At 52.4% G+C, this 21,957-nt stretch carries 20 protein-coding genes; 8 read left to right on the top strand and 12 right to left on the bottom strand.

The window, feature by feature from the left end:
- Positions 1–20: 20 nt before the first annotated feature.
- Entirely contained in the window at positions 21–272 is a 252-nt protein-coding gene (locus tag D568_RS0101115; protein ID WP_020207712.1) for a GlsB/YeaQ/YmgE family stress response membrane protein, read from the bottom strand.
- 251 nt (positions 273–523) lie between these two features.
- Between D568_RS0101115 and D568_RS18800 the strand changes: the two genes are divergently transcribed.
- A complete protein-coding gene (locus tag D568_RS18800; protein ID WP_020207711.1) occupies positions 524–1,768 on the top strand; it encodes a DUF3300 domain-containing protein in 1,245 nt (414 codons plus the stop codon).
- An 81-nt stretch (positions 1,769–1,849) separates the two neighbouring features.
- On the opposite strand, the gene D568_RS0101105 is transcribed toward D568_RS18800, so the two are convergent.
- Positions 1,850–3,628, bottom strand: coding sequence for an alkaline phosphatase D family protein (locus tag D568_RS0101105; protein WP_020207710.1), 1,779 nt, complete (start codon positions 3,626–3,628; stop codon positions 1,850–1,852).
- Between the two features lie 226 nt (positions 3,629–3,854).
- Here D568_RS0101105 and D568_RS0101100 point away from each other — a divergent pair, with 226 nt between their 5' ends.
- A complete protein-coding gene (locus tag D568_RS0101100) occupies positions 3,855–5,330 on the top strand; it encodes a glycosyl hydrolase (protein WP_020207709.1) in 1,476 nt (491 codons plus the stop codon).
- A 47-nt stretch (positions 5,331–5,377) separates the two neighbouring features.
- On the opposite strand, the gene D568_RS0101095 is transcribed toward D568_RS0101100, so the two are convergent.
- The gene (locus D568_RS0101095; protein WP_020207708.1) at positions 5,378–5,926 is read right to left on the bottom strand and encodes a YbhB/YbcL family Raf kinase inhibitor-like protein; all 549 of its coding nucleotides are present in this window, start codon (positions 5,924–5,926) and stop codon (positions 5,378–5,380) included.
- A gap of 163 nt (positions 5,927–6,089) precedes the next feature.
- Between D568_RS0101095 and D568_RS0101090 the strand changes: the two genes are divergently transcribed.
- On the top strand, positions 6,090–7,160 hold the full coding sequence (locus D568_RS0101090) for a CNNM domain-containing protein (RefSeq protein ID WP_020207707.1): 1,071 nt from the start codon (positions 6,090–6,092) through the stop codon (positions 7,158–7,160).
- A 70-nt stretch (positions 7,161–7,230) separates the two neighbouring features.
- Here D568_RS0101090 and D568_RS0101085 read toward each other — a convergent pair whose 3' ends face one another.
- The 9 genes from D568_RS0101085 to tkt all read right to left on the bottom strand — a co-directional run bounded on the left by D568_RS0101085 (position 7,231) and on the right by tkt (position 16,850).
- Entirely contained in the window at positions 7,231–7,437 is a 207-nt protein-coding gene (locus D568_RS0101085) for a cold-shock protein (RefSeq protein WP_020207706.1), read from the bottom strand.
- A gap of 271 nt (positions 7,438–7,708) precedes the next feature.
- The gene (rhlP, locus tag D568_RS0101080) at positions 7,709–8,545 is read right to left on the bottom strand and encodes a rhombotarget lipoprotein (RefSeq protein WP_020207705.1); all 837 of its coding nucleotides are present in this window, start codon (positions 8,543–8,545) and stop codon (positions 7,709–7,711) included.
- 68 nt (positions 8,546–8,613) lie between these two features.
- Positions 8,614–8,943, bottom strand: a complete 330-nt coding sequence (locus D568_RS0101075) for a YceK/YidQ family lipoprotein (RefSeq protein WP_020207704.1) — start codon at positions 8,941–8,943, stop codon at positions 8,614–8,616.
- Between the two features lie 72 nt (positions 8,944–9,015).
- Positions 9,016–10,641, bottom strand: coding sequence for a DUF4124 domain-containing protein (locus D568_RS0101070; protein ID WP_020207703.1), 1,626 nt, complete (start codon positions 10,639–10,641; stop codon positions 9,016–9,018).
- A 121-nt stretch (positions 10,642–10,762) separates the two neighbouring features.
- On the bottom strand, positions 10,763–11,167 hold the full coding sequence (locus D568_RS0101065) for a GFA family protein (RefSeq protein ID WP_020207702.1): 405 nt from the start codon (positions 11,165–11,167) through the stop codon (positions 10,763–10,765).
- Positions 11,168–11,340: 173 nt separating this feature from the next.
- Positions 11,341–12,837, bottom strand: coding sequence for a methyl-accepting chemotaxis protein (locus tag D568_RS18795; RefSeq protein WP_020207701.1), 1,497 nt, complete (start codon positions 12,835–12,837; stop codon positions 11,341–11,343).
- 23 nt (positions 12,838–12,860) lie between these two features.
- A complete protein-coding gene (locus tag D568_RS0101055) occupies positions 12,861–13,415 on the bottom strand; it encodes an SCO family protein (RefSeq protein ID WP_020207700.1) in 555 nt (184 codons plus the stop codon).
- A gap of 161 nt (positions 13,416–13,576) precedes the next feature.
- Positions 13,577–14,752, bottom strand: coding sequence for a phosphoglycerate kinase (locus tag D568_RS0101050; protein WP_020207699.1), 1,176 nt, complete (start codon positions 14,750–14,752; stop codon positions 13,577–13,579).
- 97 nt (positions 14,753–14,849) lie between these two features.
- Positions 14,850–16,850: a transketolase gene (gene tkt, locus D568_RS0101045; protein ID WP_020207698.1), complete on the bottom strand. Its 2,001-nt coding sequence runs from the start codon at positions 16,848–16,850 to the stop codon at positions 14,850–14,852.
- Between the two features lie 256 nt (positions 16,851–17,106).
- Between tkt and D568_RS0101040 the strand changes: the two genes are divergently transcribed.
- Genes D568_RS0101040 through D568_RS0101020 form a run of 5 tightly spaced genes read left to right on the top strand, consistent with a single transcriptional unit; the run spans position 17,107 to position 21,948 of the window.
- A complete protein-coding gene (locus tag D568_RS0101040; protein WP_051084008.1) occupies positions 17,107–18,099 on the top strand; it encodes an ArsR/SmtB family transcription factor in 993 nt (330 codons plus the stop codon).
- Between the two features lie 36 nt (positions 18,100–18,135).
- A complete protein-coding gene (gene metK, locus D568_RS0101035; protein ID WP_020207696.1) occupies positions 18,136–19,290 on the top strand; it encodes a methionine adenosyltransferase in 1,155 nt (384 codons plus the stop codon).
- Positions 19,291–19,331: 41 nt separating this feature from the next.
- Positions 19,332–20,723, top strand: coding sequence for an adenosylhomocysteinase (ahcY, locus tag D568_RS0101030; RefSeq protein WP_020207695.1), 1,392 nt, complete (start codon positions 19,332–19,334; stop codon positions 20,721–20,723).
- 53 nt (positions 20,724–20,776) lie between these two features.
- Complete coding sequence (metF, locus tag D568_RS0101025) at positions 20,777–21,622, top strand: methylenetetrahydrofolate reductase [NAD(P)H] (RefSeq protein WP_020207694.1); 846 nt, start codon at positions 20,777–20,779, stop codon at positions 21,620–21,622.
- Between the two features lie 11 nt (positions 21,623–21,633).
- Positions 21,634–21,948, top strand: coding sequence for a DUF4156 domain-containing protein (locus D568_RS0101020; RefSeq protein WP_020207693.1), 315 nt, complete (start codon positions 21,634–21,636; stop codon positions 21,946–21,948).
- The last annotated feature ends 9 nt before the right edge of the window (positions 21,949–21,957 follow it).

The raw sequence follows: 21,957 nt of genomic DNA, 5'->3' as shown, positions 1-21,957 counted from the left end.
GGTAACAACTGATTTTTACGCTAGGCTTTTTTCACCAGCGATATTAAGAACAATAAGATGACTGCCCCTAAGGTAGCCGTGATGATTGAACCAATTAACCCACCGGCCGTAATGCCGAGTAAACTAAAAACAAAGCCCCCAATCAGTGCTCCAATAATCCCGACAACGATATTGCCCAGCAGGCCAAAACCACGACCCTTCATTATCTGGCCGGCAAGCCAACCGGCAAAAGCACCGATAAGCAGAAAAATAATAATGGCGGTAATATCCATACGAACGCTCCTGTTATGAACAATAGTGGTACTACACTTACCTAGGCTATACCATGGTGTATGTTGTTCCTACATTGAGGTTAAACAGTTTCTCAATAACGAAGGTTTCCTATATAGCTAAAAGCCTTTTACCGCTGAGTGGCTGTTCAGCAAGAGTTCAGCGCCCCTCCTATACGCTAACCTTAATGGAGCAATAGACCCCGGTTGGGTGTCTGACAACGGCACGGAGCATTCGCTTTAGGGCTGACACTATGAACATTGCATCAATACCAAAATTTTTTGCCGCCGTTATGCTGATGATTTTTAGCGCGGCGTCCTTCGCCAATGACGACTTCACCAGCGAGAAGCGTCAACAACTGTTAGCGCCCGTGGCGCTGTATCCGGATACCGTTCTTACCCACATTCTTATCGCAGCCACCTACCCACTGGAAATTGTGCAAGCCGAACGCTGGCTGCAACAGCGTAAAAGTTTGTCTGCCGAAGAGGCGGTCAACGCCGCTAACAACGAGCCCTGGGATCCCAGCGTCAAAGCGCTGCTGGCCTTTCCAGACTTACTCTCGCGCATGAGTGAAGACTTACTTTGGACTCAAGAGCTGGGCGAGGCTTTCCTCGCGGACGAACAAGCTACCCTGGCCGATGTACAGCAATTGCGCCAACGCGCCTGGGATAACGGCAGTTTAGAAGGAATGGAGCACCAAAAAGCGAGCCTTGAAGACCGACAAATTATCATTCAGCCAACTCGCCGCGAAGTGGTGTACGTGCCCTACTACGATACCCGTGTTGTATATGGCAGCTGGGGTTGGCCTGCGTATCCGCCCGTATACTGGCCCCGCCCGCCACGTTACAGCGGCGGATTTTACTGGGGATTTTCTGCACCGGTAGGGGATTGGTTTTACTTTAGCGGCTTTCACTGGGGCCATCGCACCGTGGTGATCAGCCATAGCCGCCCTTACTACCACTACCGTCATCGCCATTACGGGTATCACCCACGGGTGGAACACTGGCGTCACGACCCGCACCACCGCCGTAACGTCCACTATCGCCATCACGGTGCGATACCTCAGCAGCGCTTAAACGCTTTTGAGCAACGCGGCCGGGTCAATTCAACGCAACATCGTGAGCAGGTACAACGCCAGTTGCGCCATCACCAAAGCCGCATTAATGCGGTTTACGGGAGTAACAAACAGCCCCGTGTCGAGCGCAGCCCCGGCATTAAGCAGCACTCCCGCGAGGCGATTCATCGCACGGAGCGGCTACAGCGCAACACGATCAAGCGCACTCCAGTAGAGCGGAATAATCCGCGCACTCGGGTGATCGAGCGCAACACCAATCGCCTGCAAAGCCAGCCGCGACCGCAAAGCCAGCCACGCATGCGCAGCGAGAGCCGCCCTAAGGCAAGTAGGCAGGCGGCCCCCAGCCGCCCAGTTGATCGCAGTCGTTACAGCAATAATGCCCAACGCTCCGGTTCCGGCGCCCGCGGCGGCCGCTTTGACTAGGGCCTGATCGCACCCAGAAAACGAGCATTCCGAGGCACTGTTCAGGCCACTTTAAGCCTATCGACACTCTGCAACTGCCCGCTAGACAAATTGGACCGGGCTGCCTGCCTGCACTTGCATTTGCTGGGCACGAGTTGATTGCAGTTGGTAGCTGGCCTGCTTAATGGAGGAGACAAACTCCCACTGAGCGTCGATTTTCTCGCGAGTTATATCCAGCGTCAGAAAGCCGCGATCGCTAGCATTTAAATATTTAAGCCCGGCGACCAGCTGTACAATGCCCGCTTCGGTCTCGGCATAAGCCCCGGCGGGAATCCCCAGATATTTTTCCAACCCCGGAGAGCTAACCGATGCGGTTGCCAGCTCAACCCCCACCGCATTGCCTTCTGCATCCTGTAGCTCGCTGGCCCACGCATTGTGGGTGTCTCCGGCTAACACGACTAACCGCGCGTTGGACTCACGGGCAATTTGATACACAGCCTCGCGCGCAGCGCCATAACCATCCCAGGCATCCAGGTTGTAAGGCACCGCAGGTGCCTGCAGCAGCGCCAATACCTCAGGGGTCAGGCGGGATTGATTTGCCTGCAAGTACGCGAGCTCTTCGGCAGTCAGTGTTGGATCACCAGCTTGAGCACGTGCCGCCAGCAGTGCAATCGCCCCCAGCTCGGCGTAATCGGGAATCGCCATTTGCTGTGTAGCGATAGCAAAAGGCAGGTACATCTGCCCCATCAGCACCTGCTGCCCCAGCAACTGCCATGTGGCACTTGAGCTGGCCATAGCCGAGCGTAACCAGTCCAGCTGGGCATCGCCCAACAATTTGCGTGAAGGGTCGTTAATGTCGGCAAAAAGACCCTCAAAATCGAAGGCACCGGTGGCGGCATCAAAGTAATCGGTGATGACCAAGGGCTTTGCGCGCGCTTCATTACGGGTATCAAGCATCAACAAGTTGACCAAGTCACCCCATTGAAATTGACGATAAATACTTGAGGGCATGGCCAGTTCATCGCTACTGACGGCCCCCTCGGGGCGAATGGGCAACCACTCAAAATACGCGCGCATAGCGGCCAGCTTACGCTCGTCAAAATCACCTTCGCCGTCGTTATGATTTTCCGCGCCGCCGTCGTAGGTGTCATTGGCGATTTCATGGTCATCCCACACCACCAGAAAGGGTGCGCTGGCGTGCGCCGCCTGCAAGTCGGCGTCACTGCGATACTGAGCATAGCGGGTGCGATAATCGTCCAGCGTAAACAGCTCGTTAGCGGGCAACGACTCACGCCCCATGGCGGACGCCTGTTCAGAGGCATATCCGCCAGAGCCGTATTCGTAAATGTAATCCCCAAGATGCAGCACTAAATCCAGATCGCGTTTGGCCAACTCGCCGTACACATGAAAGTAACCGGCGGGGTAGTTAGAACAAGACACTACCGCAAGGGTTAAATGCTCGCTGCTTAAATCGGGCAAGGTACGGGTTTTGCCGACAGTGGAAATCTGGGTCGCGGTGCGAAAACGATAATAATACCGGGTGTCTGGAAGCAGGCCGCGAACATCCACTTTCACGGTAAAATCGCGGGATATGTGCGCTTCACCTGTGCCTTCGGCCAACACATTATTAAATTCGGCATTATCGGCCACCTCCCAGCTCAAGCGCACGGCCTCGGCGCTGGTATCGGACGGTGTTACACGCGTCCACAGAATCACGCTATCGGCCAGCGGATCACCCGAGGCGACGCCGTGATCAAAGGTTCCAAATCCGAGTGAATCGTCATCGTCGCTGCCGCAACCGGACAACGCCGTAGTGACATAAAGCCCGCCCAACCCGAACAAACCGTTGCGAATAAATCCGCGTCTGGATACATCTGGCATTTCAATTCTCCTGCAATTTTGAACAGGGGAGTATCAATGTCCGCGGTGACAAGTAAATGACAGCCTCCGAATACAAGTTATTTAAATTAAGTCACCGTATTGTGTGTCATACAGCCGCCAACCCTCATTGCCGCGCCAAACTGTAATCGGTTACACTTTGGCGCGCGATAGCACCTTTCGATAATAAAAAGCGGAGCACAAGGTCCGCCGTTATAGAGAAAATGCCATGAAAATAAAAGCAATGTTGTACCTGGGGCTCAGCGCCCTATACCTGACCGCTTGCGGCAGCAGCGGTGGCAGTGAACCTGCCCCGACGTCTCCACCAAGCGTCTCAAGCAGCAGTTCAGACCTCTCAAGCAGTGTAAGCAGCTCGACCGACAGCAGTGACAGTACCGGCTCAAGCAGCTCGACGGCCTCTGTGGCGGGTTTAATTCCAAACGCTGCCAACAACGGCAGCCCTTATTGTCGCTACAGCGAATCGGCCAACGGCTGGGGTTGGGAAAACGGCCACAACTGTGTGATTTACCAGTCCGCTGCCGATCCGGGCGTGGGTGAATTTGATCACTGCAAGGTAGGTGCAGAAGAAATTAATTATTGTGCGAGCAATTCGGATAACAACAGTAATTGGCAATTCAATAACGGCGACGTGTGCATCGCGCGCACCTTTTGTCCGGGCAACAATGAAAAAAGCCAAACTGCGCTGAGCACCTCACTCGTTACCCCCGATGCCAGCGCCACCAGCCAAAAAGTGTTTGATTACCTGCACAGCGTATGGGGCAGCAAAATGCTGAGCGGACAAATGGATTTAACCTGGGCTGATCAAATTGATATGCACCAGCGCGTTCTAGACGCCACCGGTAAAGAACCCGCGCTTATGGGTTATGACTTTATGAATTACGGTGCCTACGCCAATGGTTCGGGCCTGACACAAACCGAAGAAGCCATTGAATACTGGAACAAAGGCGGTCTTATCACCTTTGCCTGGCACTGGCGCGATCCGTCAGGTGATAGTAAAAACTTTTACGCAAATCAGGAAGATGCCAGTAAAAACACCCGTTTTACCATTCCGGTTAAGGATGGTGCGCTGGATACCGAAAGCGACGCCTTTGCCGCCATTGAGCACGATGTAGACCTGATTGCAGGCGAGCTTAAAAAGCTGGAAAACGCCGACGTGCCGGTTTTGTGGCGCCCACTGCACGAAGCCGCCGGTGGCTGGTTTTGGTGGGGCCGCGCACGCACCGATGGCGTACCTGCTGCCTACGCGCAAACCCTGTTGTGGCGCTACCTGTTTGAACGCTTAACCAACTACCACGGGCTAACGAATTTAATTTGGGTGTGGAACGGGCAAAACGCCATCTGGTATCCGGGCGATGACGTTGTCGATATTGTCAGCACCGATATCTACGATGGTGCGCAAAACTATGAGTCGCAAAAAACCTTATACGATGTCACCAAAGCCTACCCGCACCGGGAAAAGATGGTCGCCCTGAGTGAGAACAGCAACATACCCGACCCGGATGCCATGGCCGCTGATAATGCCTGGTGGCTGTGGTTTATGGTGTGGAATGACGGTGCGTTGGACACTACTGAGGATCACTCAAACAACTTCTGGACCGGCGAGTACTACAACACCGACGTTCACAAAAAACATGTGTATGAGCACGAGCGAGTAATTACCCTGGATGAGTTGCCGGAGTTTTAGCCGGTGCGTCAGACGTTGGGCGACCAACGTCTGACGGATTAAACAGGCTACCTGCCGTACATCGCGGTAAAGCTGGCCTCGCCAATTTTATTGGCGTTAATCATAAAGCCGATTAAGGCCGCACTGGCGTTGTCAGGTACTTGCAGTGAGTCGGTGCCCAGTGCGTACAGGGTAAATTCATAGCGGTGAGGTTCGTCCCCCTCAGGCGGGCAGGCGCCGCCAAACGCTTTAACGCCGTAATCCGACGGCCCTTGGCGAGCGCCCTCGGGCAGCTTATCGCCGGTTTCGGTGCCTGCCCCGGCCGGGATTGAACTTACCTCGGCGGGGATATTAATCACCTGCCAATGCCACCAGCCAGACCCAGTGGGGGCATCAGGGTCGTACACCGTTAAGGCGAAGCTTTTAGTTCCCTCTGGCTCGCCCGACCATTGCAGCTCGGGGGATACATTGCCGCCGGTACAGCCAAACCCGTTAAACTCCTGAGCCGATGCCAGGGTGCCACCATCGTTTACAGCCGGACTACTCAACGTAAAGGACTCAGCATTGACATAGGCGCTACCTGCCACCAGTAAAGCGGTAACCGCTTGCTTCCACATAACTATCTCCTTGCGCTATTGCGGGGCGGAAACGTGCGACCTGCGCGCCCTTGTCGGACTATCCTTGGGGGGCACAACAAGGTGCTTCCGAACCCTGTATGATTGGGGAAAAACCGACTATACCGTCAAACCGAGATTAATCACCAGCCCCGGAGGCTGATCCATGACGCTGTTATTACTCTATATCGCCCTGGCTTTGGGCGTATCGTTTTTGTGCTCGGTAGCTGAGGCTGTGCTGCTGAGTGTCAACTCAGCCTATTCGTCATTGCTAGAGCAAGGTGGCAAGCGCTCTGGCAAGCTATTGGCTGAACTCACCAAAGACGTCGAGCGCCCCCTGGCGGCAATCCTGACTCTCAATACCATCGCCCACACCATTGGCGCCGCGGGTGCCGGCGCACAAGCTACCGTAGTATTTGGCAGCGCGTATTTGGGGGTATTCTCCGCCGTACTTACACTGCTTATTTTGGTACTTTCAGAAATTATTCCCAAAACTCTCGGCGCTTATTACTGGCGAGGCCTCGCCCCCTTTACGGCGTATGGGCTGCACTATTTAATCAAGCTGCTTTACCCGTTTATTCGCTTATCCGAAATGCTGACCAAGCTTATCACCCGCGGCGAGCGCGCCGGCACTGGGCTGGATCGCCAAGAGCTGGCTATAGCCGCCGATATTAGCAGCGCCGAAGGACACCTGGATGAAAACGAAAGCCTGGTGGTTAAAAACCTGCTGGCGCTTCGCAACACCACCATCCGCGAGGCCATGACCCCACGTACCGTATTGTTTAGCGAGGCCGAAGAACACAGCGTAGAGGACTTTTTTGCCCACCATAAAACCATTCCCTTCTCCCGCATTCCGGTCTACGCCGACGACCCGGACAATATTACCGGCGTGGTTCTGCTCAGCGATCTGTTAGTCGCTCAGGCCAAAGGCGACACCCAAACGCCACTGCAAGACTATCGCCGCGAGTTACCCGCCCTGCTGGATGCCATGCCCCTGACCCAGGCGCTGGAGGAGTTTTTACGCAAAAAGACCCACATGATTCTGGTGGTCACTGAATTTGGCGATGTGCAGGGCATTATTACCCTGGAGGACGTGCTGGAAACCCTGCTGGGCCGGGAGATTGTGGATGAAAACGATAAGACCCGCGATATGCAGGAGCTGGCGCGCCGACACTGGCGCCGACAAGCCAAGAAAAGCCGTGCCGATATTGAAGAAGAGAGTCCGAAGTCGGAATAAAACTAAAACAACGGACATAAAAAAAGCAAACCCGAGGGTTTGCTTTTTTAGTCTGGCGAAATAAAGTTACTTAAACAGCAACGATATTCTCAGCCTGAGGACCTTTTTGGCCTTGAGTTACAGTGAACTCAACGCGCTGGCCTTCGGCCAGGGTTTTGAAGCCTGAACCAGAAATGGCGCTGAAGTGAGCAAATACGTCTGGACCAGACTCTTGCTCAATAAAACCAAAACCTTTTGCTTCGTTGAACCACTTAACGGTACCTTGAACTGTAGACATAACAATATCCTGTAATCAAAAAAATAAGCGCCTTGCGCCTGCTAACCATAGCAAACTAGGCAGGAGTAGCAAAAAATCTAGACGTATCTTTAAAACTGCAGGACGAGGTGTTACAAGTACAAACTCGAAGGCGGATCTAACGAGTGGTCAATTTCTAGCTGATTGGCACTGTATAGGGAATATTTGCCTTTGTCTATCTTTATTTTACACAAAGGGCAGAATCCGCCTTGGTACAGTTTTGCAGTAAAACAGCCCGTCCGCCTAAGGCCACTCAGGTTCTAGCGCTGCGATGGCGCAAAGCCATTAAGAACCCTAACACCAGTAATGTCATCAAAGATACAGAACCACCACCGCCGTAACCTTTACGGTAAGATACCTCTACACTCTTATCCTGCTTAATACGCTCTTCAAACGCCTGCAGCTCCTGAGTAAGATTTTTGCTCATATCCGCCATGGCCAACGCAAAGCCCTCTTCTTTGACTTCACGGCTTACTTTGTCCAGCTCAACCAGCGTCGAGTTTTTAGCCAGCTCACTCACACCGGGCGCACGCAGAAGCAGCTTGCGAGTTTTCATATCGATGACGGCCGTATCTACAAAGGTATTAACACTATTTTCACTACCCTTAACCACATACGAACCTACAATGGTCCAATACAGCAACGAGCTCTTGCGCCCCGATGAGATCGCCATCTGGTCAAAGGACACCAGTGCGATAACATCCAAGCTGTACAGACGAGACAGTTGCTCCAGCCCATCAAACCCTTTTCGTGAACGCATGTAAGCCTCAGGGATAACGGTAATATCGCTCACGTACTGTAAATGTGAGAACTCCGACTTCACCTGCTCAAGCAGTTGAGTTTTCTTGTTCTCAGGTAAGGCCTCTCGATTGGAATAGTTAGCGGGAACAAACGCCAGCCCCACCCGTAATGGCAACTTCAGGTGCGGGGTTTGATCTTGCTCAATCGTCGGAATTTCATTGTCCGGGTATAGAAAATCCACCAAGCTACTGGAAGTACCGGAACGGTATTCATTGTTGACAAAGCCACTGCAAGCGCTGATAAAAGCAGCAAAAGTAAGAAATAAAAAGGACAGCGTTAATTTTGACATGATCATCCCTAATGGTTGTTTACAGGCCGCAAAGGGTTGCGGCATCCTAATAAAAATGTGAGCCACCTTCAATCCAAAATTACGCTACCCTCTTTGACCTGTAGATACCCGGTGTAAGAGAGCAGAACCGTATCCACCACCGCCGAGGCAATTCCATCCACCAGGTAATAACCCGCAAACCAGTTCAAGTTCGCTCCTTTTGAGGGCGCGTGCAGCGAGCAAAAGTTAAATGCAACCCCGCTGTACATTCGAGAGATAGACTTACAGTAAGTGTTTTTTCGCTCCAGGTTCGCAGTGACACTGTGGTCAGACGAACCTACGGTAGTTACCGAGCCACAGCCCGTCAAGCCTATCAGCAATGCCAGAGTGGTTGTGCGGCACGCCGTTATTTTGATCATAGTTGCTCCCTGTTTTTATGCTGTTCGCGTTCGCGCTTAGATTTAGCAAAATAACTTTTGTTTTCCAATGTTCTATAGGCTGTTCAACTTGGGCTCGGGCCTTGTGGTCAGCACTACCAAACGTTGCACAAACTCGGCCGCTTCCGGGTCACCCAGCTTTTCTGCCATACGCGCACTCTCCAACGCCCGATAATATTGCTCCAGGTGATAGTAGGTTCCGGCACGCTCTGAGTAGGCAACCGCATTGTCTGGGTAACGCGCGATCACGTCATCCCAAAAGGCGACAATATCAATCAGCCGGGCTTGGCGGAATAACGCAAAATCCAGCCACCGGGCGTACTTCATATTCTCGGGCTTTAATTGTGTCAAACGTCTTAACACCGCTTCGGCTGACTCATTCTCGCCCAACGCCAAATACGCCAAGCTTTGTTTAAATTGATTTTGCTCGTCGTATTTGGCCACGTCTCTTTCAACCATCTGCCGAGCTAAATTTTTATTGACATCTTTCAGCTCTGGGTGAGCGTAGTTGCGAAAAATTTTCTCGCGAAACTCTCTTGTATCTTCATCGGCAGAGTTCAGCGCATAGGCCCGCTCTATATCCGCCAGCGCATTGCTGTAACTGCCAAAGTAATAGAACGCCTTAGCACGCCAATAATGAAAAAAATCGATATCCGGCTGAAGATGTATCGCTGCGTTAAAGTCATCAATTGCCAAACGATACTTGCTAAGCCAGTAGTAGGCCCTACCGCGCTGATAGAGCGTTGCCGAATTCGGCCCGGTCGCTAAAGACTTATTGAAATATTCGATGGCAAGATCATAGTCTTTGCTTCGATAGTGCCCCAAGCCTCGCTCATAATCTTCATAACCGGCTAATTGCTTTAACTTGGGGTTCGCGGAAGTAGCCAATGGCTGGCGCGAGACAAACGCTTCAATATCATCCCACGAACCGCCCCAGCGAGGCACTAAAAGACGGATGTACGCACGCCTGGCAATGTAATTGTCTGGATACAGGCGATTAGCTTTTTGCAACGCCCGATTAGCAGCTGCTCTGTCGACACTGGGTTGCGCCAAACTGATCTGAATAACAAAAGCGATCAACGCCTGAGGGTTAATGGACAGCGCTTTTTCTACATCTTCGTGAGCAAAAGCAAACTCGCGCTGCATACGCGAAAAATTGTCCCTAGGTGTTTTATAGGCGTAGGCACCGCCGCGCTCAGCCCAGCCACGAGCGCCTCGGCACCTTGCCCGGGCAAGGTAGGGCTGGTAGTTGTCCGGCGTGGCATTCACCCACCGATTAATTTCATTGAGCATGTCATCGTCGGCACGGGCAAATATGGAATAAACCGAACGAAGCGCTATATCACGAGTATTGTCGCGCTCAACAGCCTGCTGCTTAAGCTCCAACTCTCTATTAAGCTGATCAAATTGACTGGTACGCAGCAGGTGACGAAGATAAAAGGTTTCGCTATAGGCGGGACGGCTATAAGTGACATTATCGAGATTGGCCGGCTGACTCTCTGCAGGCATTGGTCGAGGCTCACGCTTTGCCGGTGCCGGACTCGAGACGGGCGCTTCGACCTGCTGCCCAGGCGGGGGCTTATCGCTGAAATGGGTTCGGCCATTCTCGTCGGTCCACTGGTACAGCTGAGCGGCGGCGGGCAGGGTTATAAATATTAACAACAGCAAACACAGTCGCATCACCATCCTCCATGAATTTTTGCGCTATCCGGTACGGGTTTTCAGTATAAATCGATTTACAGAGCCACTCCAACGGTGGTTATCGTTATCATCGCTTCGCAGCGACACAATATCGATTATTTTATGACTCGGGTAAAGTGGCAAAGCCTGGGGCAGCCGTAATATCAGCCTCCCACTGAGCGCAACTGGCCTTATAAATATTCGCGGTGGGCTTTATAACAATGTCCGTATCCAGACTACCGGCAGGCACCAACACTTCGCCACTGTCTTCCACCCCCGGCATGGCTGAACCACAATGGCGACAAAAGCTTTTACGGTGCGCCGTACCCGGCAGCGTAAAACAAGTGACCGCGTCTTCCCCACTCAGCCATAAAAGTGATCCCGCAGGGCTGAATAAATTGGCAGCAAAAGTCGAGCCGGTTCCTTTTTGGCAATACCGACAGTGACAAACATAAAAACTGTCAAAGTCACCACTCACTTTAAACTTTACCGTCCCACACAGGCAGGAGCCACAATAACTACCCATAGTATTCGCTTTTTCAGAAGTCGAGAAAAACGTTTCCGCACAAACCAAAGAGGATCGACAAATGCAGCGTTTTGCGGATACCACTTACTTAATAATCATCGCACACATTCGTCTTTTAATTTCTAAACTATTCGCAACAGTTGAGTGAATTTGGCATAAATATGAAAGAAGGCTTACACCGTAAATGATTCTACCGCTTTTCGATTTTCCGCGACGTGATCACGTAATTCGGACGATTCTTTTACCAACTGATTTGACAGGTCTGAAAGCCGTCTGCCGTCATCGTTAATCAGGCTTGCCTTGGCTCCAATATGCTCCATAACCTGACGCTGAGCTTCAATAGCATGTGCAATAGCCTGAAACATTGCGTTCACTTTGAGAGCATCATCCGCAATATAGTGCAACCGATCACCTTCCTTCGCTATACGCTCACTGCCTCCCGCTAAGTCCTTTTGATTTTTTGCCATAGCAGCGACCGTTTTTGACACGCTGGCATTTAACCGATCAATCAAATCACTGATACCCGCAGCCGAGCTCTTTGCCCTCCCTGCCAAGGTTCTGACCTCATCTGCTACTACTGCAAATCCTCGACCTGACTCCCCTGCCCGCGCAGCTTCAATCGCGGCGTTTAAGGCCAGCAGGTTGGTTTGCTCAGAGATCGCCGTAATACTCTCCACTATAGCGCCAACAGCGTGTGTATCGTCGGTGACTTGTCGTAACGACTCAGACAAACCAGACATATCAGTTTCAAGATGCTGGATGGAGCCAACGATGCTTTGCATGTTTTTACTGGCAACGGAAACTTCACCATTTAAAGTCTCCATTAATTCTGCCGACTTGGTGCTGTTTGCTTCCACTTCAGCAATACTTGCCAACATTTCCTGAGTCGACTGAGCGATGTCAGATGTCTGCTGATATTGATGCTCGCTTATAGAGCCGGCATTTGCACTCACCCGATCTAGAGATTCACTAAGCGAGCTCAAGCCATCAGCGCGAGCGCGAAGCCCTAGGAATATCTGATTGAATGAAGCGATTAAATCATGCATAGCTTGTTCGGAAGCCGAGTTTGTTTTCAATTGTCGCGTTTTCAGTGTCCGATTTCTGGCAACATCTTCAACAATATCTACTACGGCTTGGTCAGCTTCGCTGCGACGGCGCAGTTGGATTGACAGCGCTGACAAAATAAACGCTTCGGCGGCAGCAAACGCCGCGTGCAACAACGTTATACCCCAAGAGCATTTAATCGCGAAGGCCATCAGTGGCACGCCCGCCAAGTCAACTCCCGCCAACTGCCAAGCGGTAAAACTGATATGGTGTAGAGCAACTGTAGCTAAGGCTGCCATAATCGGTCGCCAATCTTCGTAAATTAAAAATACCGACATCAGGGCAAAAATATGAAAGTGCATTTCTAGCATGCCCAGCTGCGATTGAATCAAAAGAGCTGAGAAACTCATCATTAAAATGGCAAAAATAACCGATAGTAACCAATGCCCACGTAACGCAACATAGGAGAGCACCCCTACTCCTGTCAGGGTAAGTGATCCGATGAAGCTGAGCCAAAAAAGACCGGCGCCGAGAACCCCAGACACCCACATCACCGGTAACTGGAGCAAAAGAATAATTAAAACTGATCTATCGTTATTGGCACGAGATTTGGTGGATTCACTCATAAGGATTCTCATTTGAAAAGACACTAAGGCGACGTGGACATTTTCTCCAAGAGACTTTCTGACGACACATTGTTAGCGGTAAACACAGCCTCTACTTTTCCATTATTGCTAATTAAATATAGACGATCTGAATGGTTGTCTGGGTTATCTTTCAGGTTACCAGTGTCTTTCAACTCTATACGCAAACGCTCAAGCTGCCACTGAGTTAGCTGGGCGGACATTACACCCAGGGAGTCAATCCACTCCCCACGCTTTTCAGCGGTATCTCGCTCGGGATCGATCGTAACAAAAAGTATCCGCAATAAGCTTAAATCAACTCTGCGAGAAATCTTGGCGAGCTCGGAAAGCCGACCGGGACAAACGCTGTCGCAAGACAGGTATCCCATATAGAGGAGGATATAAGGCGACTGAACGTCACTCAGGGAGTAGTTGCGGCCATCTGCTCCGCGCCAGTCAAATGGTGTTACCGACCATTTAGCTTTTTGATCAACCAAACTGTCCGTCAACATTATGGCTAGCGGTAGAGCACACAATGCCATCAACGTTAAGGCGATTTTTACTGGCAAATAGCGATTCATAAACTGTAGCGACTAATCAGAGCGGCCCCATAGGCAGCCAACCAGTATTGTACGCTGATCAATCAGGAGCAGTTCATTTCGCGCGCCGAAAAAGTAACTTTAAGCACAAATAAAAAGGCGAGCCATCTGGCCCGCCTTTTTAACTGCTGCACAAAACGATATTAGTCTTTCGCGCGCTCTTCCAAAATCGCTACCGCAGGCAACTCTTTACCTTCTACAAACTCAAGAAAGGCACCGCCACCTGTGGACACATAGCTGACTTGGTCGGCCAGGTTCCACTTATCAATAGCGGCCAAGGTGTCACCACCGCCCGCAACAGAGAAAGCCTCGCTTTGTGCAATAGCGCGCGAAATGGTTTCGGTGCCCTTGGCAAAAGCGTCAAACTCAAACACACCACAGGGGCCGTTCCACAAAACGGTTTTGGCGTTTTTGATAATCTCAGCCACGCGCGCAGCGGTTTCCGGACCATAGTCGATGATTTCTTCATCGGCCTGAATTTCATTGGCCGCTTTTACTTCGGTTTTGCTGTCGTGACTCCAATCGCTAAAGCCTTCTTTGGTGGTGCGCACGTCGGTAGCAAAAACCACCTCGGTGGCTTCACGCAAACGCTGAGCTTCAGGAATCAGGTCTTTCTCGTACAGGGAGTTACCCACTTCGTTACCAGCGGAGGCAACAAACGTATTAGAAATACCACCGCCTACCACGAGCGTGTCGGCAATTTTCGACAGTGCATCCAATACGCTCAGTTTTGTAGACACTTTGGAACCACCGACAATCGCCACCAGTGGACGAGCTGGGTTGTCCAGCGCTTTGCCCAGTGCTTCAAGCTCACCGGCCAGCAGGGGGCCCGCGCAAGCGACCGGTGCAAATTTTGCTACACCATGGGTAGAGGCTTGAGCGCGGTGCGCAGTACCAAAGGCATCCATTACAAACACGTCACACAAAGTCGCCATTTTTTTCGCCAGCGCATCGTCGTTGGCTTTTTCGCCCGCGTTAAAGCGCACGTTTTCTAGCAGTACGACATCGGCATCACCCATGTCTACGCCATCCACCCAGTCTTTGACCAGCGGCACGTCACGGCCCAGTTTTTTGCTCAACTCGGCGGCGACTGGTGCCAGCGATGCGGCTTCATCGTAAGTGCCTTCTTCGGGGCGACCCAGGTGAGACATCAGCATCACTTTGGCGCCGGCCTCAAGGGCTTTTTTGATGGTAGGCAGCGAAGCGTCGATACGCACCGTGCTGGTAATGTTGCCGTTGTCTAATGGCACGTTAAGATCCTGACGGATCAATACGCGCTTACCCGAGAGGTTCTGATCACTCATCAGTTTTACGTTCATGTGTGTCGCTCCGTAGATTGCGCTTAGGCGCACTTGTCGATTTGTTCAGGCGGGAAATAAAACGCCGCCGGTTGGCGGCGTTTTAGCAGCTGAGGATTTAGTCCAGCAGCTCTTCGGCAGTTGCCGCAATGTTATCGGCGGTAAAGCCGAAGTAGTTCATCAGGTCTGGGCCTTTGGCCGATTCACCAAAGGTGGTCATGCCTACCACGCGACCATCAATGCCTACGTACTTGTACCAGAAGTCAGCGTGCGCTGCTTCAACAGCAACACGGTTGGTGACCGCCAATGGCAGTACCGACTCTTTGTACGCGGCGTCTTGCTGATCAAAAACGCTGGTGCTCGGCATGGAAACCACACGCACTTTCTTACCGGCAGCGCTCAGTTTATCGGCAGCCTCAACGGTCACCGGTACTTCCGAGCCGGTCGCCATCAGGATGATTTCTGGCTCGCCGTCGCAGTCTTTTAATACGTAACCACCTTTGGCGATGTTGGCCACCTGGTCATCGGCACGCTCAACCGTGTCGATACCCTGACGGCTGAACACCAGTGCAGCAGGGCCGTCTTTGCGCTCGATGGCAGACTTCCAGGCCACGGCGGTTTCGGTGGCATCGCAGGGGCGCCAGGTATCCAGATTCGGAGTCAGGCGCAAGGTGCCCAGCACTTCGATAGGCTGGTGAGTCGGGCCGTCTTCACCCTGGCCGATAGAATCGTGGGTGTAAACAAACACGTTGCGCAGCTTCATCAGTGCCGACATACGCACAGCGTTAGCCGCGTATTGTTGGAACATCAGAAAGGTAGCACCGTAATTGATAAAACCACCGTGAGCGCTCAAGCCGTTCATGATCGCGCTCATACCGAACTCGCGCACACCGTAATAGATGTAGTTACCTTCGGCATTTTGTGCAGTCACTGGGCGTGAACCTTCCCACATGGTCAGGTTAGAGCCGGCCAGGTCAGCAGAGCCGCCCACCATTTCTGGCAGCAACTTATTAAAAGCAGCGATGGTGTTTTGCGAAGCTTTACGTGAGGCCAGTTTTTGCGGGTTTTTGTGGCACTCCTGAATAAACGCTTGCGCCTTCGCATCAAACTCGGCAGGCAGGTCACCTTTAATAACACGGCGCTCGTACTCGGCGGCGTCTTCGGGGTAAGCCGCTTTATAAGCCTCGAACTTTTCGCTCCAGCTCTGCTCGGCAGCAGCGCCCTGCTCTTTCGCATCCCAACCGGCGTAAACGTCGGCAGGAATTTCAAACGGCGCCGCATCCCACTTGAGGAACTCGCGCGCTGCGGCGATTTCATCGTCACCCAGTGGCGCACCGTGGCAATCGTGCGAGCCAGATTTGTTGGGCGAGCCGTAACCGATGGTGGTTTTACAGCAAATCAGAGTTGGCTTTTGATCTTCGGCCTGGGCCGCTTCAATGGCGCGCTTGATAGCGTCAGGGTCGTGGCCATCAACATTGGCAATGACGTGCCAGCCGTAAGACTCAAAGCGCTTGGGAGTATCGTCGGTAAACCAGCCTTCAACGTGACCGTCAATGGAGATGCCATTGTCATCCCAGAAAGCCACCAGCTTACCCAAACCTAAAGTGCCGGCCAGCGAGCAGGTTTCGTGAGAGATACCTTCCATCATGCAGCCATCGCCCAGGAAGCAATAGGTGTAGTGATCGACAATTTTATGGCCATCGCGGTTGAATTGCGCGGCCAGCATTTTCTCGCCCAGGGCCATGCCCACAGCGGTACTGATGCCCTGCCCCAGAGGACCGGTGGTGATTTCAACACCCGGGGTGTAACCCAGTTCAGGATGGCCCGGTGTTTTTGAGTGCAACTGACGGAAGTTTTTCAGCTCTTCCATGGGCAGGTCGTAGCCGGTCAGGTGCAGCAGAGAGTAAATCAACATTGAGCCGTGGCCGTTAGACAGCACGAAGCGGTCACGGTCACTCCACAGAGGATTTTGCGGGTTGTGTTTTAAAAAGTCGTTCCACAGGACTTCGGCGATATCGGCCATACCCATGGGTGCGCCCGGGTGGCCACTTTGGGCTTTCTGGACGGCATCCATCGACAGTACACGGATGGCATTAGCGAGTTCTATACGAGACGGCATAGGGGTCAAGGCTCCTTAAATGTCGTAGCTTAGTTAGGTTCAGGTTGACCTCTAGCGGGCCTAAAATCAGTGATTACGCAACCTTGTCTTGTGTGCGGATGCAGGACTCCCCTCCCATCATCCACTTCAGGCCTGTTGACCTGAGGGGGCGGTATTGTCCCGCACATGGCCTCATCAGTAAAGGCGAATCATTCCAGTCGCAGCCCTATATCAAAATATTTTGATATAGGGCCATCTTTAGTCTATGATGCCCACCATGAACCAAGCCGCTTCTTCGCCACCGGCGATCAATACCCTTACCGACTCTGACACCCTGGCAAGCTTGTTAAAAGCCGCTGGTGACCCTCTGCGCCTGCAAATTCTGCAAGTGTTGGCGCAAAACTCCTATGGCGTGTCGGAGCTTGCGCGTATTTTTGATGTTCGCCAATCGGGTATGAGCCATCATTTGAAACTGCTTAACAATGCAGGCTTAACCACAACCCGCCGCGAAGGCAACTCGATTTATTATCGTCGGGCGATTGTGGTGCCAAACCAAGCATTGGCAGCCTTGCAAAGCGCATTATTCGCAAGTGTCGACCAATCCAGTCTCAACGCCTCTGTAGCAGCTCAGTGCCGCGCTATCGCCGCTGAGAGAGCCGAAGCATCACAACAGTTCTTTGCCGACAACGCCGATAAGTTTCGCGCGCAGCAAGACCTTATCGCCAGCTATCCAGTGTACGGCGAGCAAGTGGCACAGTTGTTAAGCAACACGCCTGTGAAAAATGCGCACCTGGCCCTGGAAGTCGGCCCCGGCCAAGGGGAGTTTTTACCTGTGCTCAGCAAACGCTTTGCACACGTGATTGCGCTCGACAGCGCTGAACCCATGCTGAGCCATTCCCGCGCAGCGGCGCAATCCGCAGGCCTGGGCAACATCGAATTTATTCATGGCGATACTACCGAGCTCTCTAACCATAAAGTTCTGGCCGATTGCATCGTCATGAACATGGTGCTGCACCACACACCGTCGCCAGCAGATATTTTTAAAGACTTAAGTGCGGCGCTTATACCGGGAGGCGCTCTGGTGGTCACCGAACTGTGCCGTCACGAGCAAGATTGGGCGCGGGAAAACTGTGGAGACTTATGGCAGGGATTTGAACCTGACGACTTAACACAGTGGGCTTTGGATGCCGGCCTAAAAGACGGCCAGAGCATGTTTATCGCACTGCGCAACGGTTTTCAGATTCAACTAAGACAATTTTTCAAACCTTAAATTTGCAACACTGACAACTTCAGGAGCCACATTATTATGGCCGAATATTCTGTATTTACTTCCGAGTCCGTTTCGGAAGGCCACCCCGATAAACTGGCTGATCAGATTTCCGATGCAGTGCTGGACGCCATCCTAAAAGATGACGCCGATGCTCGTGTAGCGGTAGAAACATTAGTAAAGACGGGCATGGCGGTAGTCGCCGGTGAAGTGCGCACCTCTACTTACGTGGATTTAGAAGATTTGATCCGCCAGGTCATTCTGGATATCGGCTACAACAGTTCCGATGTAGGCTTCGATGGTGCCTCTTGCGCCGTTCTTAACGCCATTGGTAAACAGTCCGCCGATATCGCCGTGGGCGTGGATGAGGCCGAAGACAAAGACCAGGGCGCCGGAGACCAGGGTTTGATGTTTGGCTACGCGTCTGACGAAACCGATGTACTCATGCCAGCGCCTATATACTTTTCTCATCGGTTGGTTGAAAAGCAAGCCGAGCTGCGCAAAAGCGGCAAACTTGGCTGGCTGCGACCCGACGCCAAAAGCCAGGTCACCCTGCGCTACGAAAATGGCAAGCCTGTCGCCGTGGATGCCGTCGTGCTATCAACCCAGCATGACCCCAGCATAAAACTGGCCGACCTGCAGGAAGCGGTGCGCGAGGAAATCATCAAGCCAGTTTTGCCCGCCGAGTGGCTACACGACAACACCCTGTACCACATTAACCCTACCGGCCAGTTTATTATCGGCGGCCCGGTCGGCGACTGCGGTTTGACCGGGCGCAAAATTATTGTCGACACCTACGGCGGCATGGCCCGCCACGGCGGCGGCGCCTTCTCGGGCAAAGACCCATCCAAAGTAGACCGCTCCGCTGCCTACGCCGGCCGCTATGTGGCAAAAAATATCGTCGCCGCCGGCTTAGCCAGCCGCTGCGAGATTCAGGTGTCCTACGCCATCGGCGTGGCCGAACCCACATCCATTTCGGTTAACACTTTCGGCACCGGCAAACTGCCCGACACTGAAATCGTAAAACTGGTGCGCGAACATTTCGACCTGCGCCCCAAAGGCCTGATTGCCATGCTCGACTTAAAGCGCCCTATTTATCGCGCTACCGCCGCCTATGGCCATTTTGGGCGAGAGCTACCGGAATTCACCTGGGAAAACACCGATAAGGTTGATGCGCTGCGAAAAGCGCTGTAACGAAACCTGCGGACACCTAACACTATTTACTGGAGAACATTATGAGCCACTTTACCGACTACAAAGTCGCCGCCAAAACCGCCGAAGAATTTGAGCAACTGGCCCAGTGGGGCCGCCGCGAAATTGATATTGCCGAAGGCGAAATGCCCGCGCTGATGGCGCTGCGCACCAAGTACGCCAGCGAACAGCCGTTAAAAGGCGCAAAGATCATGGGCTGCATTCACATGACCATTCAAACCGCCGTGCTGATCGAAACCTTGATCGCGCTCGGGGCGGAAGTGCGCTGGTCTTCGTGCAACATTTTCTCCACTCAAGACCATGCAGCCGCGGCCATTGCCGCTGCCGGCATTCCGGTTTTTGCCTGGAAAGGTGAAACAGAGGAGGAGTTCTGGTGGTGCATCGAGCAGACGATAGTGAAAGATGGCGAAGTCTGGGATGCCAACATTATTCTGGATGACGGTGGCGACCTGACCCAACTGGCCCACGAAAAATACCCGCAAATTCTGGACAAGATTCACGGCATCAGCGAAGAAACCACCACAGGTGTGCATCGCCTGCAAGACATGATGAAAAAAGGCGAGCTTAAAGTGCCGGCCATCAATGTGAACGATGCCGTCACCAAAAGTAAAAACGACAACAAATACGGCTGTCGCCACAGCTTAAACGATGCCATTAAGCGTGGCACCGACCACTTGCTTTCAGGTAAAAAAGCACTGGTTATTGGCTATGGTGATGTGGGTAAAGGTTCAGCTTTATCACTGCGGCAGGAAGGCATGATCGTAAAAGTGACTGAAATCGACCCCATCTGCGCCATGCAAGCCTGCATGGATGGCTTTGAGGTGGTTTCACCCTACAATGATGGCATCAACACCGGCAAGGTGGAAGACATCAACACCGCAGTATTAGGTAATACCGACTTACTGGTCACCACCACCGGCAATATCAACGTCTGCGATTCAGCCATGCTGCAAACGCTGAAAAACGGCGCCGTAGTCTGCAACATCGGCCATTTCGATAACGAAATCGACACCGCCTTTATGCGCGAAAACTGGGAGTGGGAAGAAGTTAAGCCACAAGTTCATAAAGTCTATCGTGACCGCTCAAGCAACAACCACTTGCTGCTGCTGTCCGAGGGCCGCTTGGTAAACTTGGGCAACGCTACAGGCCACCCATCACGCATTATGGACGGCTCTTTCGCCAACCAGGTATTAGCGCAAATTTATTTGTACGAACAAAAGTTCGCCGATCTGCCCGCTAGCGAAAAAGCCCAAAACATTTACGTTAAGGTTTTGCCTAAGCAGCTCGATGAAGAGGTGGCACGTCACATGGTTGAAGGCTTCGGCGGGGTAATGACCAAGCTTCGCACCGAGCAGGCCGACTATATTGGCGTTACAGTGGACGGACCGTTCAAACCCGAAAGCTATAAATATTAATTGGGACGTGCGTCTGACGCCCGGCGTCGGACGCAAAACCACAGGAAACAATTATGAGTGAAGATTCTTTACGCTTAAGCTTTGAGTTCTTTCCGCCCAAGACAGACGAGGGCAGGAAAAAACTGGCTGTAGTACGCGACACATTGGAAGAGTTTTCTCCGGACTTCTTTTCGGTTACTTACGGTGCCGGAGGTTCCACTCGCGACAACACAAAAAACCTGGTGACTCAGTTCAACTCACTAGACACCCCAGTGGCGCCGCACCTGTCCTTTGGCGGAGACGACGAAGCCTCGATAAAAGCGTTACTCAGCGAATACCAAAGTGCCGGTGTCGAACGTATCGTTGCACTGCGCGGTGATATGCCCTCGGGCGTGGGCGGGTCCTACCAGCTGGTATACGCCAATGAACTTGTGGCCTTTATCCGCCAGCATTTCGGTGACACCTTCGAGCTGGAAGTGGCCGCCTACCCGGAAATTCACCCGCAAGCCAAGAATTATGAAGATGATGTGCGCTATCTAAAAGGCAAGTTTGACGCCGGGGCCGACAACGCCATTACGCAGTACTTTTTTAACCCGGACGCCTACTTTTATTTTATGGATCAGTGCGCGAAAATCGGTATTGAGAAACCGATTTATCCGGGCATTATGCCGATCATTAACTATCGCAACTTGACACGCTTCTCCGACAGTTGCGGCGCCGATATTCCGCGCTGGCTGCGCCGCCGCCTTGAGAGCTTCGAACACGACCCAGAGGCTTTACGCGATTTTGGGGAAGAGGTGGTAACCGAGCTGTGCGAGACGTTGCTGGAGGGCGGTGCCCCCGGCTTGCATTTTTACACCATGAACCAGGCCGAGCCTGTGGCAAATATTGTGACCAACCTGGGCCTGGACGAGCAATAGAGAATTAAATAATGAATAAAATAGGCATTGTTATACTGATCTCAGCCGCGATCAGTGGTTGCACCTGGGTTGAGCTGAAACCTGAAGCTCAATCCATTGCCGTTGCCCGCAGCCAAGATATCGCCACCTGCAAACAGGTAAGCCATGTTACGGCAAATGTGATGGATGGCGTCGCTTTTCTTGATCGCAACGAAGAAAAAGTGGCCGAAGAGTTAACCACAATTGCCCGCAATGAGGCCGTGCGCTTGGGCGGGGATACTGTCGTACCCTCATCGAGCATCACTGACGGAAGCCAGCACTTCACGGTTTACCAATGTAAAAACTGACCAACGAGC

It is taken from the genome of Gilvimarinus chinensis DSM 19667, from assembly GCF_000377745.1.
GTDB classification, from domain to species: domain Bacteria; phylum Pseudomonadota; class Gammaproteobacteria; order Pseudomonadales; family Cellvibrionaceae; genus Gilvimarinus; species Gilvimarinus chinensis.
The sequence above is the reverse complement of the archived record's forward strand: the minus strand, read 5'-3'. Positions and strand labels throughout refer to the sequence as shown.

Excerpts from the sequence above, each read along its gene's own strand:
- D568_RS0101115 (WP_020207712.1), bottom strand. The coding sequence starts at position 272 with ATGGATATTACCGCCATTATTATTTTTCTGCTTATCGGTGCTTTTGCC.
- D568_RS18800 (WP_020207711.1), top strand. The coding sequence starts at position 524 with ATGAACATTGCATCAATACCAAAATTTTTTGCCGCCGTTATGCTGATG.
- D568_RS0101105 (WP_020207710.1), bottom strand. The coding sequence starts at position 3,628 with ATGCCAGATGTATCCAGACGCGGATTTATTCGCAACGGTTTGTTCGGG.
- D568_RS0101100 (WP_020207709.1), top strand. The coding sequence starts at position 3,855 with ATGAAAATAAAAGCAATGTTGTACCTGGGGCTCAGCGCCCTATACCTG.
- D568_RS0101095 (WP_020207708.1), bottom strand. The coding sequence starts at position 5,926 with ATGTGGAAGCAAGCGGTTACCGCTTTACTGGTGGCAGGTAGCGCCTAT.
- D568_RS0101090 (WP_020207707.1), top strand. The coding sequence starts at position 6,090 with ATGACGCTGTTATTACTCTATATCGCCCTGGCTTTGGGCGTATCGTTT.
- D568_RS0101085 (WP_020207706.1), bottom strand. The coding sequence starts at position 7,437 with ATGTCTACAGTTCAAGGTACCGTTAAGTGGTTCAACGAAGCAAAAGGT.
- rhlP (WP_020207705.1), bottom strand. The coding sequence starts at position 8,545 with ATGTCAAAATTAACGCTGTCCTTTTTATTTCTTACTTTTGCTGCTTTT.
- D568_RS0101075 (WP_020207704.1), bottom strand. The coding sequence starts at position 8,943 with ATGATCAAAATAACGGCGTGCCGCACAACCACTCTGGCATTGCTGATA.
- D568_RS0101070 (WP_020207703.1), bottom strand. The coding sequence starts at position 10,641 with ATGCGACTGTGTTTGCTGTTGTTAATATTTATAACCCTGCCCGCCGCC.
- D568_RS0101065 (WP_020207702.1), bottom strand. The coding sequence starts at position 11,167 with ATGGGTAGTTATTGTGGCTCCTGCCTGTGTGGGACGGTAAAGTTTAAA.
- D568_RS18795 (WP_020207701.1), bottom strand. The coding sequence starts at position 12,837 with ATGAGTGAATCCACCAAATCTCGTGCCAATAACGATAGATCAGTTTTA.
- D568_RS0101055 (WP_020207700.1), bottom strand. The coding sequence starts at position 13,415 with ATGAATCGCTATTTGCCAGTAAAAATCGCCTTAACGTTGATGGCATTG.
- D568_RS0101050 (WP_020207699.1), bottom strand. The coding sequence starts at position 14,752 with ATGAACGTAAAACTGATGAGTGATCAGAACCTCTCGGGTAAGCGCGTA.
- tkt (WP_020207698.1), bottom strand. The coding sequence starts at position 16,850 with ATGCCGTCTCGTATAGAACTCGCTAATGCCATCCGTGTACTGTCGATG.
- D568_RS0101040 (WP_051084008.1), top strand. The coding sequence starts at position 17,107 with ATGAACCAAGCCGCTTCTTCGCCACCGGCGATCAATACCCTTACCGAC.
- metK (WP_020207696.1), top strand. The coding sequence starts at position 18,136 with ATGGCCGAATATTCTGTATTTACTTCCGAGTCCGTTTCGGAAGGCCAC.
- ahcY (WP_020207695.1), top strand. The coding sequence starts at position 19,332 with ATGAGCCACTTTACCGACTACAAAGTCGCCGCCAAAACCGCCGAAGAA.
- metF (WP_020207694.1), top strand. The coding sequence starts at position 20,777 with ATGAGTGAAGATTCTTTACGCTTAAGCTTTGAGTTCTTTCCGCCCAAG.
- D568_RS0101020 (WP_020207693.1), top strand. The coding sequence starts at position 21,634 with ATGAATAAAATAGGCATTGTTATACTGATCTCAGCCGCGATCAGTGGT.